Raw genomic sequence first — 15042 nt, forward strand, 5'->3', positions numbered from 1 at the left:
CCACCTCGGCCGGATGACAGACTGGCGCCATGGGAATGCAGCAGAACGATGGGCCGGTGCTGGTCCTGGGCGGGCGCAGTGAGATCGGCCTCGAGGTGGCGCACAGGCTGGCGCCCGGACGGGTGGTGATCCTGGCCGCCCGCCGTGCCGACGCGTTGGACGCCGAGATCGAGCAGGTGCGCGCGGCGGGGGCGACCGCCGTGCACACCGTGGAATTCGACGCCGACGAGACGGCAACCCACGCGCCCCTGCTGGACAAGCTCGCCGCCGAGCACGGTGGCATCGCGACCGCGGTGCTCGCCTTCGGTGTCCTCGGCGATCAGGACCGTGCCGAACACGACCCGGCGCACGCGGTCGCCGTCGTGCACACCGACTACGTCGCCCAGGTCAGTGTCCTCACGACCCTGGCGACCCTGATGCGCGCGCAGGAGTCCGGCCAGATCGTCGTATTCAGCTCTATCGCGGGCGTGCGCGTGCGCCGGGCGAACTATGTCTACGGTTCGGCCAAAGCGGGCCTGGACGGCTTCGCCAGCGGCCTCGGCGACGCCCTGCACGGCACCGGCGTGCAGCTGCTGCTGGTGCGCTCGGGCTTCGTGATCGGCCGCATGACCACCGGCATGGAACCCGCGCCCATGTCCAGCACCCCCGGCCAAGTCGCCGACGCCGTCGTCCGCAGCCTCGGCAAGGGCGCCACCCGAGTCGCCATCCCCGGCCGGCTGGCCCTGGCCTTCTTCGTGATGCGCCTGCTCCCGCAATCCGTCTGGCGCCGGATGCCACGGTGACCGAGGGACATTCCGCGGCGAGCGGTACCGACTGGACCGGGCATCCGATCGTGGTGGCCGGAATCGGGGCCGACGGCTGGTCCGGGCTGGGGGACAACGTCCGCCGAGCCATCGGTGAGTGTGACGTCGTGTTCGGCTCCCCACGTCAGCTGGCACTGCTTCCGGCGAGCGAGGTCGAACACGTACCGTGGCCGACGCCGCTGCTGCCCGCACTGCCGGAGCTGTTCGCGCGCAATGCCGGTCGACGTGTCGGCGTCCTCGCCAGCGGCGATCCCATGTTCTACGGCATCGGCGTCACCCTGGCCCGCCGGTTCGGCCCGGCGGCGCTGCGCGTGTTCCCGCAGCCCTCCTCGGCATCGCTGGCGTGCGCCAGGCTCGGTTGGCCACTGGCCGAAACTGCGGTGGTGAGCGTGGTTGCCCGGCCATTGCCCACCGTGCTGCCCGAATTGTCCGAAAGCCGTCGGATCCTCGTCCTCAGCGAAGACGAGACGACCCCGAGCCGGATCGCGGAACTGCTGCGCGACAACGGGTTCGGTGCCTCGACGCTGACCGTCCTCGAACAACTCGGCGGCCCCACCGAACACCTGCGCACCGGCCCCGCCGCTACCTGGCCGCACCCGCCTGGGGACCCACTCAACATCGTCGCCATCGACTGTCGTGCCGACCCGGGCACCCGCCGCGACACCCGCCTGCCCGGCCTGGCCGACACCGCCTTCGCCGGCGACGGCCAGCTCACCAAAGCCGAGGTCCGCGCCCTCACCGTCACCGCTCTCGCCCCTACACCGGGGGAAATGCTGTGGGATATCGGCGGCGGCTCGGGCAGTATCGCCATCGAATGGTGTCGCACTCATCCACTGTGCCGCGCCGTGACGTTCGAACGGCTGCCCGCCCGCCGCGAACAAATCGCGACCAATATCGGTGCGCTCGGGGTGCCGGGAATAACGATCCGCGGTGAGGTGCGCTCAGAGTTAGCCGAAGAAACGATCACGGCGCCCGACGCCATATTTCTCGGTGGCGGCCTCACCCAGGACGGCATGTTCGAGCGGTGCTGGCAGCGCCTGCGCCCCGGCGGCCGCCTCGTCGCCAACGCGGTGACCGCGGAATCGGAAGCGCTGCTGCTCGACTGGTCTGCCCGGTTCGGTGGCACCCTGCGCAAATTTCAGATCTATCGAGGTGAACCGCTCGGCGGGTTCACGGCCTGGCGACCGCACTTGCCGGTCGCCCAGTGGATCGTCCGAAAACCCGCTGGTCGACGGAGCGCGGACCGGTAGTCCCGATCACGATCAGATCACGCGCAGATCACGATGAATCCGTTGTCGCTGGGTCCGCGCGCCGTAAAAGTTTCGGACCGAACGTGTAGAACCCTCGGCTCGGGGGTAGGGTCGTTGCCGTTCCGGGTAATCCCCCCGGTGCGTTTTCCACGATGGAGAGTTACATGAAGTACTCGAAGTTCGATGGCGATGCCGGTGCCGATGATTTCGGAGGGCTGTCCTGAGAGTTTTGATCCTCGGTGGCACCGGTGAGGCCAGGGAGTTGGCGCGCAGAGCGTGCGGCGAGCGTGGACTCGACATCGTGTCCTCCCTCGCCGGTCGGGTCGCCAATCCGCGGCTGCCGGTCGGTGCGGTCCGTGTGGGTGGGTTCGGTGGCGTCGAGGGCCTCCGAACCTGGCTACGCGAGAACGCGATCGACGCTGTCGTGGACGCGACCCATCCCTTCGCCGCGAAGGTGAGCGCGCACGCGGCCACCGCCGCGGCCGATCTGGACATCCCCGCGCTGCATCTGCGCCGCCCGGAGTGGGTGCAGCGGCCCGGCGACCTGTGGACCCGGGTGCCCGATCTCGCCTCGGCGGCCGCGGCCCTGACCGCCCGCGACGAACAGGTCCTGCTGACCATCGGCCGCCAGGGCGTCGGCGCGTTCGTCGGCTGTACGGGGCACGGTTTCGTGATCCGCTCCATCGACGCCCCCGAGGTCCCGCTGCCACCGCGCGCGAAACTGTTGCTGGCGCGTGGGCCGTTCACCTTCGATGAAGAACTCGTGCTGATGTCGCGCCATCGCATCGATGTGCTGGTGACCAAGAACAGCGGCGGTGAGCAGACCGAGGCGAAGATCTTCGCCGCCCGCACCGCGGGTCTGCCGGTGATCATGATCGACCGGCCACCGCTGCCCGCGGGCGCGGTCACCGTGTCCGAGGTCGGCGACGCCGTCGAGTGGTTGCGCGAGTCCACCTCGCACCGGGTGCGCTGAACCCGGCCGTTGCCGGTCGGGCCGCGGGTGGGCCGAACGGGAGTCAGCGCGGGTTCGGCGGCGTGAAGATCGTCGGCAGCTGGTCGAACCAGTGCAGGACCGCGCGCTCGTAGGCGATGCCGAATTCGAGGGTGGCCCGCTGGTAGGGTGCCAGGGCGGTTTCGTCTTCATCGAGGTAGCGGTCGAGACGATCCTGATGAATGTTCTTGTTGGCGGCGATGATCCGATCACGATGCGCCGGATCCAGGTGCTCGCCGAAGGACAGCGTGAGCAGCAGCGGTACCCGGATGGTCTCGGCGCCCGGATCGCGCCCGATCCACTCGGCGAAGGCCTCGCGCCCGACATCGGTGATCCGGTACGGCGTGCGCTCCCTGGCGCCGCGTTCACCCTTGGTCACCAGGCCCGCGGCGTCCATGGTGGACAGTTCGCGATAGACCTGGCTCTGCGTGATGGTCCAGAAGTCGCCGATGCGTTGCTGGGCCTGGGTGGCGAGATCCCAGCCCGACTTCGGACCCTCGTGCAGGAACCCGAGTAGCGAGGCCGCGGTGGAGTTCAGCGGGCGGCGTCGTGTCGCGATGTCGGTCAACGGTCAACTCCCTTCGAACTACATTCCTAAGTGGAACGTTACGCCTGGGTGGGCGGTTCGCCAATAGTGCCCGTGTTGCGGCGCGTTCGCCGGGCCGGGGTGCGGCGGTGATGCTCGCGCGCGGAGCACCACCGCCGCGATGGTCGACCCGTCAGGCTCAGGCCAACGCGAGGTTCAGGATGTCACCGTCGGCCAGTTCGTAGGACGCCACCGTCGCGAAGTCCTCGAGCTTGATCTCGCTCTCGGTGACGAGCTGCTGATCAGCCACCGGAACGCCGGTCTGTTCCTGGATGAGAACCTTCAGGTCCTTCACGGTGGCGGTGGTGTCGACACTGACCGAGATGGGCTCGCCGTCCAAGCCGTTGACCATCACGGTGATGCTGTTCGCGGTCTCGGCGAGGGGTGCCCCTGGCAGGCCGGGCAACTTGGGGGCGATGGGAGCGGCAGGCAGCTCGGGAGAGACCGGCAGCTCGGGGGCCGCAGGCAGCTCGGGAACGGCGGGTGCCGTGGGCAGCGGGGGGAGGGGTGGCAGGGCCGACGCGGTGACCGGCAGGATCCCGGCAACGGGAACCGCCATGGCGGCGGCTATCAGGCCGACCGTCACGCCGCGTCGTAATCGGGTGCTGAGGGTGTGCTGTGCGTGGTGCTGAACACTCATCGTGGTGAATCCTTTCATCGTCCTCGTGGGACGCGTTGGGGAATCGAACCAGGAAACGAGCTGTCACGCTGTCGTGCTCGCGGGCAGGCCCGCGGAACCAGTGTGCCACCGCGGGCGCGCATCGCCGGGCGTCGCCGATCGCGCGGGTCGCCGAGAATCGCGGTGGTTTCGGTCGCCCGCGGGTCGCCGGGAGGCGCCTGCCGCGCCGATCCGGCGGCCGCTCGGCGCGGGTCGTGCGGGGGTACCGACCGTGCGGTTTGCTGATGGCCGGGCGCGGACTACCGGCTCGGTACCGACCCGTACCTGCGCGAGGTGAAAACGCGGGTGCCTTCCGGCGTGTCGAAGGTGGTGGTGGTCGAGGATCCGATGATCAGCAGTGTGCGCATATCGACCTCGTCCGGATCGAGCTCGCCCAGGGTGGTCACCCGGACCGATTCGGTCGGCCCGCCGACATCGCGGCCGAGCACCACCGGTGTCTGCGGCGGGCGGTGTTCGAGCAGTACCTCGCGCATGGCGCCGACCTGCCAGCGTCGTTGCGAGGAAGCCGGGTTGTAGATCGCGATGGCCATGTCGGCTGCGGCGACCGCCGAAAGGCGTTGGGCGACAACATCCCACGGCTTGAGCCGGTCCGACAGCGAGATCATCGCGTAGTCGTGCCCGAGTGGCGCGCCGACCCGGCTGGCCACCGCGTTGGCGGCGGTCAGGCCCGGCAGCACCCGCACCGGGACATCCTTGAACTGCGGTTCGGCCGATACCTCGAGGACGGCTGCCGCCATGGCGAAAACGCCCGGATCGCCGGAGGATACGACGGCGACGCGAGCACCACGCTTGGCCATGTCGAGGGCCATCGCGGCCCGTTCGGATTCGACCTTGTTGTCGCTGGCGTGCCTGCGCTGGCCCGCCCGTTCGGGGACTCGATCGATGTATGTGGTGTAGCCGACGAGATCCGTCGCCTCGGCCAATGCGGCGGTGACCTGCGGCGTCGTCCAGTCCGCGTCGCCGGGGCCGAGGCCGATGACAACGACTTCGCCCGGCACATCCGCGGTGATCGAGTCGTCGGGACGGGACTCGGCAGGTGCCGGTCGGTCGGGCGCCGCAGTGACGGTGGTTGTGATGTCCGCGGGCTGATGGCCGGAAGCGCCGCGGGCGGGGATAACCGTGGTCGGCGTCGGGCCGGGGACGAGGGTGATCGAGAAGTACGGAACGTCTGCCTCGTCCACGTCGGCCGCGGCGAGTACCCGCTGCCGGGTGCTGCTCGCGCGTTCGACGTAGTAGGCGTCCTCGAGGCGGCCGGAGTCCGAAAGCGCCTGGCGCACACCGGGGAACGTGCGTCCCAGCTTCATGATCGCGGCGGCGTCGGTCTCGCGCAGGCGCTGGGTCAGCTCCTCGACGGGCATGGTGCCCGGCAGCACCGTCAGCACCTGCTCACCCTCTACGAGGGGAGTGCCGAGCGCCGCCGATGCCGCGCTGACCGAGGTGATGCCGGGAACGATCTCGGCGTCGAATCGTCCGGCCAGCCGCCGGTGCATGTGCATATAGGAGGAGTAGAACAGCGGATCACCGGCGGCGAGCAGCGCGACGGTGCGTCCCGCGGCCAGGTGGGTGGCCAGCCGCGCGGCCGCCTGCTCGTAGAACTCGTCGATCGCACCCTGATACCCACCGGGATGATCGGTCGTCTCCACGGTCACCGGGTAGACGAGGTGCTCCTCGATCTGCCCCGCGCGCAGGTACGGCGCCGCGATGGCGCGGGAGATGCTGCGCCCGTGCTTGGCGCTGTGGAACGCGACCACGTCGGCTTCGGCGATGAGCCGGGCGGCCTTCACGGTCACCAGTTCCGGATCGCCGGGGCCGAGGCCGATACCCCACAGTTTGCCGGTGCTGATCTCACTCACTCCTGTTCGCTCGCAATCGCGTTCAGTGCCGATGCGGTGATCGCGCTGCCGCCCCGCCTGCCGCGGACGGTCAAGTATTCGATCCCGTCGAAGTCGATCAGTGCCTGCTTGGATTCGGCGGCGCCGATGAACCCGACCGGGATGCCGATGATCGCGGCGGGTCGCGGCGCACCGGCGTCGAGCATGTCGAGCAGATGGAACAGCGCGGTCGGTGCGTTGCCGATGGCGACCACCGCACCGTCGAGCTGGTCGCGCAGCAGTTCCAGTGCCGCCACCGATCGCGTGTTGCCCAGTCGCGCGGCCAGTTCGGGCACCCGCGGGTCGGTGAGGTTGCACAGCACCGCGTTGTCGGCGGGCAGGCGCTTGCGAGTCACCCCCGAGGCGACCATATTGGCATCGCAGATGATCGGCTTGCCCGCGTGCAGCGCGGCGCGCGCGGCGGCGACCACACCGGGGGAGTAGGCGATATCGGGGGCGAGGTCGACCTGACCGCAGCCGTGGATCATCCGCACCGCCACCCGCTCGACATCGGCGGGGAAACCGGCGAGATCGGCCTCGGCGCGGATCGTCGCGAACGAGCGCCGATAGATCTCGGCCCCGTCGGTGAGGTAGCTGGTACGCACGTCGGACATGCCGACAACCCTAGAACCTGGGTGTGACGTGGTGTCCGGCGGCTCAGGTGCGGGGGCGTTCGAGAATGCGTGACATCACCAGCGAGCTGCGGGTGCGCCCGACGCGCGCGTTCTCCCTGATCCGTTCGACCGTCACCTCGATCTCGGCCATATCGGTGGCCATCACGTGCACGAGCGCGTCGGCCTCGCCCGCGATCGTCCACACTCCGACGATCTGCGGAATCGGTTCCAGGGTCCGGCGCAGCTCGGCCGGGGAGATGTTGTCGCGGTAGTAGACCTCGACGTAGGCCTCGGTCTTCCAGCCCAGCGCGGCCGGGTTGACCTGCGCGGTGAACCCGGTGATCTGCCCGCTCGCGACCATCTTGTCCACCCGCCGCTTCACCGCGGGCGCGGACAGCCCGACCACCGCACCGATCTCCTGGAACGAGGCGCGGGCGTGCACGAGCAGCTCCGCGAGAATGCGCCGGTCGATATCGTCCACGTCGCTCCTTTGCTTCTGGACGCAATGATTCCCCATTCTTACACCGAAATGCACAACGAATCGGTGTTCCCGGTGCAATGGAACGGCAATTACGGTCGTGGAAACCGTCCGCGCAGCCACCGGGAGTCCTGATGACCGCCGCTAGCCCCCTTCGCGTCTCCGCACCGGCGCGGACCGCGTCACCGCGCCGCTACGTGCTGTGCCGCCCCGACCATTTCGAGGTCACCTACGCGATCAACCCGTGGATGGATCCGGCCGCCCCGGTCGACCGGGTCCGCGCGCTCGCCCAGTGGGAGATCCTGCGCGCGAGCCTGGAAGCCCACGGGCACACGGTGGAAACGGTGCCCGGCGAACCCGGTTTGCCGGATATGGTCTTCGCCGCCAACAGCGGCATCGTGATCGGTGGACACGCACTCTCGGCACGATTCGCCCACCCCGAACGCGCCGCCGAGGGCCCCGCCTTCCATCAGTGGTTCGCCGCCAGGGAACTTCGCGAGCTGGCCGCCGCGACCGAAACCAATGAGGGGGAGGGCGATTTCGCGTTCGCCGGGCAGCGGATCCTGGCCGGGGTCGGGTTCCGCTGTTCGTTGTCCGCGCACGCGGAGGTAGAGCGGTACTTCGAGGTGCCGGTGGTGTCGCTCGAGCTGGTCGACCCGCGCTTCTATCACCTCGACACCGCGCTGATGGTCCTCGACGACGCCACCATCGCCTACTACCCGGCCGCGTTCAGCCCCGCCGCACGCGACGTGCTGACCGCGCTCTATCCGGACGCGATCCTCGCCGAGGACAACGACGCGGTCTGCTTCGGTCTGAACGGCCTCAGCGACGGCGAAAACGTCTTCCTCGACCCCGGCGCCACCGGGCTCATCGCGCGGCTGCGCGAGCGCGGGTTCGTTCCCGTCCCGATCGACATGTCCGAACTGCGCAAGGGCGGCGGCGGCGTGAAATGCTGTGTGCTCGAGCTGCACACCCGCCGCGACACGGTCGTGAGCTAGCCGAGCCGGGTCGCCCACCGCCCACATACTGGGCGGATGGCACACCTCGAGCACGGCACCGAGGAGCGGCGCGCGAGCTGGACCGAGCTGTTCTTCGATCTGGTCGCCGTGGCGGGTATCGGTCAGCTCACCCACCTGTTGCACCGCGGACCCTCACTGGGTGAATTCGGCCTGTATGTGGTGCTGTACCTGGCCTTCTGGGTGGTGTGGGCCTGCGTCACCGTGTACAGCAATGTCGCGGGCGAACAGGCGCACACCACCATGGTGTTCGGGTGCATGTTCGGTCTGTGCGTGATGATGGCCGCCGTCGGCGGTGCGCCCGACGAGCACATGAATGTCTTCGCCGCGATCTATGTGCTGGTACGGGTGGCGTCGTCGATGGCGTGGCAGCGCGGCCAGGTCGTGGTGGACTGGCCGATCGCGCAGATCGGTGCGGGCACCGTGCCGTGGCTGGTGTCGCTGTGGGTGCCCGCGCCGTGGAAGTTCGTGCTGTGGGCGGTCGGCCTCGCGATCGACCTGTGGATCATGTTCGCCATCGACTCGGAACGACTGATGGTCGACGCCGAGCGGCGGGTGCGGGCCCGGTTGCGTCGCGGCCGCGGTGGGCCACCGCGCGGCGGGCACGGTCGACGGTCTCACGAGGTGACGCCGCCGAAACTTCAAGCGCTGCATGCCGATGCGCCGCATCTGGGGGAACGCCTCGGCCAGTATCTGATCATCGTGCTCGGCGAGGGGGTGATCTCGGTGATCGCCGCGGTGTCGGCGGAGGAGTGGACCCTCGCGGTGTGCGTCATCGGAGCGGGAGCGTTCTTGTGCCTGATCGGCATGTGGGCGCTGACCTTGCGCTACGGGTTCGTTCCGCGCCTGATGGGGGAGATGCCGGGCACCGTCGGTCTGCCCTATCAGCGGGTGATGGCCGTCCACTGCGCGATCAGTGGTGCGATCGCGACCGTCGCTGCGGGGTTGGGCCTGGTCGCGGCGCACCCGTCGGGTCATCTGCCCGCCGGGCTCGGCTGGGTGCTCGGCGGTGGCGCGGCCGCGTTCTTCCTCGTGTGTGGGCTCGGCGGGATGCGCAGCGCCGGGATGCGGTGGTTGTGGCGCTAGCCGGTGCCGTGTCTGGTGGTCGCGCTCGCGCTCGGCTGGTCGGCGCCGCACATCGGTGGTGTATGGCTGGTGCTCGGGGTGATGCTCACCCTCGCGGCGGCGGTGGTCTCCGAGACCTTGCGCGCACCGCGCACGGCAGAGGACCGCTGAACGCCGCGCTACGCGAGCACTTTCCACAGAATCGGTGAGAAATCCGATCGAGGGAGGTAATTGTGCACGCGTAGCGCGGTGGGACTCACTCGTATTCGGTGCCGCCGTCGCGTAGCAGGTACGCGGCGGAGACGATCTTGCCGATCGCCCGGCCACCGAGAATCGGCGACGGCCGTTCGGTGGCAGGCCGCACCACGAGACCCTCGCGGATATTGGTGCCCGTGCCGCTGACGGTTTCGGCGCCTTCGGCCAATTCCAGCAGCAACTCCGCGTCGTAGGCGCCCTCGTAGAGGATCGGCACGCGCGGCAGGGCGAGCCCGAGGTCGTCGAGTAGGGTGCTGATCTCGTGATGGCCGAGCCAGCGGACCGCCGCGCCCGCGTCGACCGCGATATCGAACAGGCCGAAGCCGAGCGAAGTATCGTGCGCAGCGGACGCTCCGTAGTGCAGGTCCTGTACGCCAGCGCCGTATACCTCACCGAACAAACCGATGCGGTCCGCGTCGAGCGCGGCGGCGAGCTTACGAGCGGCGTCGTCGAGCCCGTGGGCGCGAACGGCGCGCCAGTACAGGTTGCCATCGGCCTCTGTCAGCGACAGCGACCGGCCACCGACACCCTTGGACGACACCAGGATTCGGTCACCGGCACGCACGTGGGTGAGCAGGCAGGCGGTGCCGTGGATCTTCTCCGTCGCCACCACCGGCTCCCCGGCGGTGAAGATATCGGGAAACCGTTTGATGTTCTCGACATCGACCCACCGCAGCAGATCCGGCGCCGACTCGACCTGTCCCGACATCGAGACCGGCACCGGCGGAATCCATTTCACGATTCCGAGCGATTCGGCGAAATCGGTCCCCGCTACCGCGGCCCCGGCCAGATCCACGCCGCCCAGCGCGGTCGGCGTGCACACGATGCCCTGCGATACCTCGCCGCGCAACCGCACCGCCTTCACCCGATTACGCAGCGAGCCGGCGAGTTTCCCGGTCAAGCCGAGCTCGGCGATCAGCTCCTCGGGCAGCACCGACTGTTCCGGAATGTAGACCGCGTGATCGCCCGTGGCGAACTGACCCTTCGCGACCACGGCCCGGTACAAGCCGACCTGGGCCAACTCGAGCCGATCGGCATTCGGATGTGGAACAACGACGAGCCGCTCGGCCGTCACCTGCAGTGTGGACATGGGAACCCCCTCGTAGTGAGAAGGTAAGGGTACGAGACGTTTCCGGCACCGTCGATCGAGTTTCGTCAGGCCGTGCGGACAGGTCAGGGTGTGGTCGTCGCCTCGTCGATGTCGAGGCGATAGCCGTGGTCAGTGGCTACCACATCGGTGACGGGTCCGCGTGGACGGCCGCAGCGGCGGTCGCACCCCGACCAGTGCTGGCGACCTGTCACGGTGACAGCGTCGGCGGGAAAGAGCCCGTCGGCCGAGTCGCCGGACGTTTCGGGCAGGACACGGTCGGATTCGATGGCGGCGGCCAGGTCGGCACGGACGTCGGTGCGTGATTTCGCGCAACCGGGGCGTCCGGCGCAGGCGCTGACCAGCAGCCACGGGGAATTCGCGTCGAAGATCAGGCCCATCGGCGCGAGCACCCGCACCACCGTTTCGGCGGGTCCCTCATCGAGGTCGGTGATCACCAGGCTGCGCCACGGGGTGACGAAGACGGGCCGTTCGACAGCGGCCAGGAATTCGGTCGTCCTGGCCGACAAGGTGCCGAGCGGTACCCCCGCGCCGAGGGTGACGAGGCCGTTCTCCTGATCGAGCCATCCGATCGGAACAGCGTGTGGCGCACCGAGTTCGAGAGGTTCGCCGACGGGGGAGCGGTCCAAGGTCTCGACCACCGATTCGACCCCGCCCGGAATCTCGTGCAGTCGCCACTGTCCGGAATCGCTGGTGCCCCGCAGATCGAGAAAGCCGCGCGCCGCGTCGAGCATCACCTCGACCGCTTCGCCCGCGGTGACCCGAAGTCCGGTGTCGGCGCCCGCCAGCAGCAGGGCGAATTCGTCGTCGCCCACGGCGTGAATGCCGATGTCGCCGTGTAGCGTGCTCACATCGCCGCGTCCGTCGTCGAGGGTGAACAGCACTCGCCCCGGCAGCTCCGCCAGCAGCGGATCGCCGCGCAATCCGGCGTCGAGGTCGACCGCGAGCCCGTGGACGTCCGCGAACCCGCCGACTCGCCCGGACAGTGGTGAGGCCACGATATTGCGCACCCGCTCATGGGTCCGGCTCGGCAACAGTCCCGCCGCGCCCAAGCGTTGCGCGAGTTCGGAGGCGTCACGGACCTGGCGCAGCTGGATGTTGCCCCGCGAGGTCAGCTCGAGATTTCCGTTGCCCAGATCACGAGCCGCGTCGGCCAACGCTTGCAACTGCGTCGGCTCCAACCGCCCGCCGGGCACGCGAATCCGCGCCAACGGCCCATCAGCAGCCTGATGCAACCGCAGCACCCCTGGGCAAGAATCGGGAGCACTCCTGGACATGATGCTCCAGCCTACGACGCGCCGGCTCTGCCCCGAGCCTCGCCGTGATCGGCTGAAGGCGGCACTGCTCTCTCCGGCGAGCGATCGACCAGCCGTGGCCCGCCTTGCCGGCGTGACGGGGCCCACTCGCGTGAGGGGGCGGTTCGGGGGTATTCGCCTAGGGTGAGTGGCGGATCCTTCGCCAGCCGAGCACTGACAGGAGAGCCGCCACATGCTGCGTGAATTCGTGGACAAGCGTGTCGTTCCCGCACTCGACAGGGTCGCGCAGGCGCAGGCGCCGGTGGTGAACCGCTACGTCGACTGGTTGGGCCGCAGGCACCCCGAGGATGCGCCGGTGGAGATCGTGCAGCGGCTGTCGCGCCAGTACCTGGTCGTCGTCACCGCCAGCGGCGTCACCGTCGGGCTCAGTGCCGCGGTCCCCGGGGTGGGCACCCTGATCGGTCTGGCCGCGACCGGTGTGGACACCCTCGTGTTCCTCGAGGCGTCGTCGGTGCTGTCGGTCGGTGCGGCCGCGGCGTACGGTCTCGATCCCGACGACCCGAGGCAGGCACAGCTGGTGTCGAAGGTGGTGCTCGGCGAAGGCGGCACGAAGGTGCTCGAGGAGACGGCGGGCCACAAGACCGGCCAGTGGCTCTCGGTCGTCACCGATCACATCCCCGGACTGGCATCAATGCCGGACTCGCCTGCCAAACGCTTCATCGTCAACTACCTGGTGAAACGCACCCTGCTGCTGTTCGGCACCCTCATCCCCGCGGGCATTGGTGCGGTCATCGGAGGTGTCGGCAACAACGCACTCGGCCAATTGGTGATCGCGAACGTGTACCGCAATCTCGGCACCGGCTCCCCGGAGATGGTCGCCGCGGGCACCGACCGATCCACGACTTGACCTTCGACTCACTCGAACCCCGATCATGAACGGGTGCCCGACACCGAGCTGATCACCATCGGAGCTTTTGCCCGCGCCTGCGGCCTGAGCGCCAGTGCCCTGCGCTTCTACGCCGACGCGGGCATCCTCGTCCCCGCCGTCGTCGACGAGGTCACCGGCTACCGCTACTACGCCCCCGAACAGACCGACACCGCCCGCCTGATCCGCCACCTCCGCGCCGTCGACATGCCACTACCGGCCGTCGCCGCGGTCCTCGCCGACCCAGCCGATACGGCGGGCCTCGTAGACGAGCACCTGGCCGCTATGGACCGTCGCTCGGCCGAGATCCGCACCGCCGCGACCGCCGCCCGTGCGGCCCTGCGAGTCGGCCGGGCGTCGCCGAGCAACCCCGACCCGGCAGGCCGGGCGGACACTGGGCACGCTCCGCGCCGAGGCGACGACCCGGCGTCCGACGCCGTGTGGGTGAGCGGACCCGCGCTCGCGGCCGCGGTCGACCAGGTCGCGACCGCCACGCTCACCGATCCGGCCAGGCGGGTACTGGACACGATTCTCTTCGAAGCGGGCGCGCAGGAGTTGACCCTCACCGCAACGGACCGCTACCGACTGGCGACCCGCACGCTGCGCACGACATGCAGGGCCACACTGCCATGGACAGCCACCATCGCGGCCGACGACCTTCGATCGACCGTGTCCTGGCTGCGCCGACAGTATTCCGTGGCTGTCGTCGCGACCGCATCAGGTATCGAATTCGCCACGGCAGCTGTGGTTTCCGGCGGTGCCGTGCGTTCCGCCGCGCGAGGCCGCGGCGAACAGCCCGGCGAAAGGGATCTCGAAGCGTTCTCGGGCCGCGTCGACGGCGATGTCAGCCACGGAGCGTCGGGCGTCGGGCTCGGCGCGAACGGCGATCCTGCCCGCCGCCACTGCCGCCGTTCGGCCGAGGATTTTCCGAACTATCGAGAAATGCTGGCGGCGCTGCCCCCGGTCAGTACAAGAGTCGTGCTCGCCCGTGCGGATCTGCTCCACGCGCTGGAAAACGCCGGTTCATCCACGGTGGCACTGCACGTGTACCCACCGAACACGGTGTCCATCACAGCCGACGGCACCACCGCACGGCCCGCCGCTGCGGACAGACCTGCGAACGCCGAGCCTGCCACGCACGAGGCCGATCACCTCTGCGTCACTCGACGATCCCTTGCCGCCGAGATCACCGGCCCCTCGATGGCCATCCACTTCGCCGTCACCACCCTCTACCCGGCCATCGCAGGCGCGGTCGGTGCCGACGTGATGCTCGACCTCATCGCTGCGGACATGCCCGTCCTGGTCCGTTCCGCCGATGACGGCGACTCGTCGACCCTCGCCATGCCGTGCAAACCCGAACCCACCGAGGAGACCTCACGATGACCGCCGTCGACCCGATCATGACCCGAATCACCCAGGGCGTCAACGACTTCCGAATCGGCGACCCCGATCACGCCCGCACCGCCCTGCTCGAAGTCTGGGCCGACATCGGTCCCGCCGGTGACCCGCTGCACCGCTGCACCCTGGCCCACTACTTGGCCGACACCTACGACGACCCGGCCGAAGCCCTCGTCTGGGATGTCCGAGCCCTCGACGCCGCCGACGCCCTCACCGACACCCGCCTGAACAGCTACCACGCGGGGATCCAGGTGGTCGGCTTCTACCCCTCCCTGCACCTGAACCTCGCCGACAACTTCCGCCGCCTCGGTGCTTTCCCCGCCGCGACCCACCACGTCGAAGCAGCCCGCGAACGCCTCGACATACTCCCGGACGACGACTACGGCGCGCTCATCCGCGGCGCCGTCACCGAGGTCGCCGCTGCGATCGCCGCCGGTGACACCACCCGCCGACCCACCCACTGACACCGACCGCCGCCACCTCTGCGCAGCGCAACCCAAGGATCAAGATCATCAGGCCGCGGCGTAGAGAGGCTCTCGAATGATGCTCGCGCCATTGCCTGATGATCGATTGTCCAGCCGCGGGGAGCGGGCTGGAAAGTTGCGGGCGGGACGGGCCCAGTAGCATCGTCTTGCTCGGCGGGCGACGAGGAAACCGGTGGAAATCCGGTGCGGTCGCGCCACTGTGAACAGCCAGACCCTCTCCGGCGAGCACCGCAAACCCCGATGGGCGCGTAACCCGAGGAAG

16 protein-coding genes and 1 riboswitch are annotated in these 15042 nt (G+C 69.2%); of the genes, 9 read left to right on the plus strand and 7 right to left on the minus strand.

Annotation, left to right across the window (positions count from 1 at the left end; genetic code table 11):
• Positions 1-29: 29 nt before the first annotated feature.
• The 3 genes from ACFWPK_RS25220 to ACFWPK_RS25230 all read left to right on the plus strand — a co-directional run bounded on the left by ACFWPK_RS25220 (position 30) and on the right by ACFWPK_RS25230 (position 3026).
• The gene (locus ACFWPK_RS25220; RefSeq protein ID WP_378919703.1) at positions 30-782 is read left to right on the plus strand and encodes an SDR family NAD(P)-dependent oxidoreductase; all 753 of its coding nucleotides are present in this window, start codon (positions 30-32) and stop codon (positions 780-782) included.
• The gene (gene cbiE, locus ACFWPK_RS25225) at positions 779-2053 is read left to right on the plus strand and encodes a precorrin-6y C5,15-methyltransferase (decarboxylating) subunit CbiE (protein WP_378919704.1); all 1275 of its coding nucleotides are present in this window, start codon (positions 779-781) and stop codon (positions 2051-2053) included. The genes ACFWPK_RS25220 and cbiE overlap by 4 nt, the downstream gene beginning before the upstream one ends.
• Before the next feature lie 220 nt (positions 2054-2273).
• A complete protein-coding gene (locus tag ACFWPK_RS25230) occupies positions 2274-3026 on the plus strand; it encodes a cobalt-precorrin-6A reductase (protein WP_378919789.1) in 753 nt (250 codons plus the stop codon).
• 43 nt (positions 3027-3069) lie between these two features.
• Here ACFWPK_RS25230 and ACFWPK_RS25235 read toward each other — a convergent pair whose 3' ends face one another.
• From ACFWPK_RS25235 to ACFWPK_RS25255, 5 genes are all read right to left on the minus strand, one after another.
• On the minus strand, positions 3070-3612 hold the full coding sequence (locus ACFWPK_RS25235; RefSeq protein ID WP_378919706.1) for a PadR family transcriptional regulator: 543 nt from the start codon (positions 3610-3612) through the stop codon (positions 3070-3072).
• Between the two features lie 157 nt (positions 3613-3769).
• Positions 3770-4270 carry a ubiquitin-like protein gene (locus ACFWPK_RS25240; protein WP_378919708.1) on the minus strand — a complete coding sequence of 167 codons (501 nt, stop codon included), beginning with the start codon at positions 4268-4270 and terminating at the stop codon, positions 3770-3772.
• A 278-nt stretch (positions 4271-4548) separates the two neighbouring features.
• Positions 4549-6153, minus strand: coding sequence for a precorrin-3B C(17)-methyltransferase (gene cobJ, locus ACFWPK_RS25245; RefSeq protein WP_378919791.1), 1605 nt, complete (start codon positions 6151-6153; stop codon positions 4549-4551).
• Between the two features lie 5 nt (positions 6154-6158).
• Positions 6159-6794, minus strand: a complete 636-nt coding sequence (locus ACFWPK_RS25250) for a precorrin-8X methylmutase (protein ID WP_378919710.1) — start codon at positions 6792-6794, stop codon at positions 6159-6161.
• A 43-nt stretch (positions 6795-6837) separates the two neighbouring features.
• Complete coding sequence (locus ACFWPK_RS25255) at positions 6838-7311, minus strand: Lrp/AsnC family transcriptional regulator (protein WP_378919712.1); 474 nt, start codon at positions 7309-7311, stop codon at positions 6838-6840.
• Between the two features lie 95 nt (positions 7312-7406).
• Here ACFWPK_RS25255 and ddaH point away from each other — a divergent pair, with 95 nt between their 5' ends.
• From ddaH to ACFWPK_RS25270, 3 genes are read left to right on the plus strand one after another with little or no spacing between them, the layout of a single operon-like run.
• Positions 7407-8270: a dimethylargininase gene (gene ddaH, locus ACFWPK_RS25260; RefSeq protein ID WP_378919714.1), complete on the plus strand. Its 864-nt coding sequence runs from the start codon at positions 7407-7409 to the stop codon at positions 8268-8270.
• A gap of 36 nt (positions 8271-8306) precedes the next feature.
• Complete coding sequence (locus ACFWPK_RS25265; protein WP_378919716.1) at positions 8307-9374, plus strand: low temperature requirement protein A; 1068 nt, start codon at positions 8307-8309, stop codon at positions 9372-9374.
• Between the two features lie 3 nt (positions 9375-9377).
• Positions 9378-9524 carry a hypothetical protein gene (locus ACFWPK_RS25270; protein WP_378919718.1) on the plus strand — a complete coding sequence of 49 codons (147 nt, stop codon included), beginning with the start codon at positions 9378-9380 and terminating at the stop codon, positions 9522-9524.
• An 85-nt stretch (positions 9525-9609) separates the two neighbouring features.
• Here ACFWPK_RS25270 and ACFWPK_RS25275 read toward each other — a convergent pair whose 3' ends face one another.
• Together ACFWPK_RS25275 and cobG are read right to left on the minus strand one after the other, a co-directional pair.
• Positions 9610-10698, minus strand: coding sequence for an RNA ligase (ATP) (locus ACFWPK_RS25275; RefSeq protein ID WP_378919720.1), 1089 nt, complete (start codon positions 10696-10698; stop codon positions 9610-9612).
• 83 nt (positions 10699-10781) lie between these two features.
• Entirely contained in the window at positions 10782-11993 is a 1212-nt protein-coding gene (gene cobG, locus ACFWPK_RS25280; protein WP_378919722.1) for a precorrin-3B synthase, read from the minus strand.
• A 211-nt stretch (positions 11994-12204) separates the two neighbouring features.
• Between cobG and ACFWPK_RS25285 the strand changes: the two genes are divergently transcribed.
• Genes ACFWPK_RS25285 through ACFWPK_RS25295 form a run of 3 tightly spaced genes read left to right on the plus strand, consistent with a single transcriptional unit; the run spans position 12205 to position 14759 of the window.
• On the plus strand, positions 12205-12879 hold the full coding sequence (locus ACFWPK_RS25285; protein ID WP_378919724.1) for a hypothetical protein: 675 nt from the start codon (positions 12205-12207) through the stop codon (positions 12877-12879).
• Between the two features lie 33 nt (positions 12880-12912).
• Entirely contained in the window at positions 12913-14280 is a 1368-nt protein-coding gene (locus ACFWPK_RS25290; RefSeq protein WP_378919726.1) for a MerR family transcriptional regulator, read from the plus strand.
• Complete coding sequence (locus ACFWPK_RS25295) at positions 14277-14759, plus strand: hypothetical protein (RefSeq protein WP_378919728.1); 483 nt, start codon at positions 14277-14279, stop codon at positions 14757-14759. Before ACFWPK_RS25290 ends, ACFWPK_RS25295 begins: the two co-directional genes overlap by 4 nt.
• Positions 14760-14890: 131 nt before the next feature.
• A riboswitch (cobalamin riboswitch) is annotated at positions 14891-15018 on the plus strand.
• Positions 15019-15042 lie beyond the last annotated feature (24 nt).

The sequence above is a fragment of the Nocardia sp. NPDC058519 genome (assembly GCF_042719755.1).
In the GTDB taxonomy this organism is placed as follows: Bacteria; Actinomycetota; Actinomycetes; order Mycobacteriales; family Mycobacteriaceae; genus Nocardia.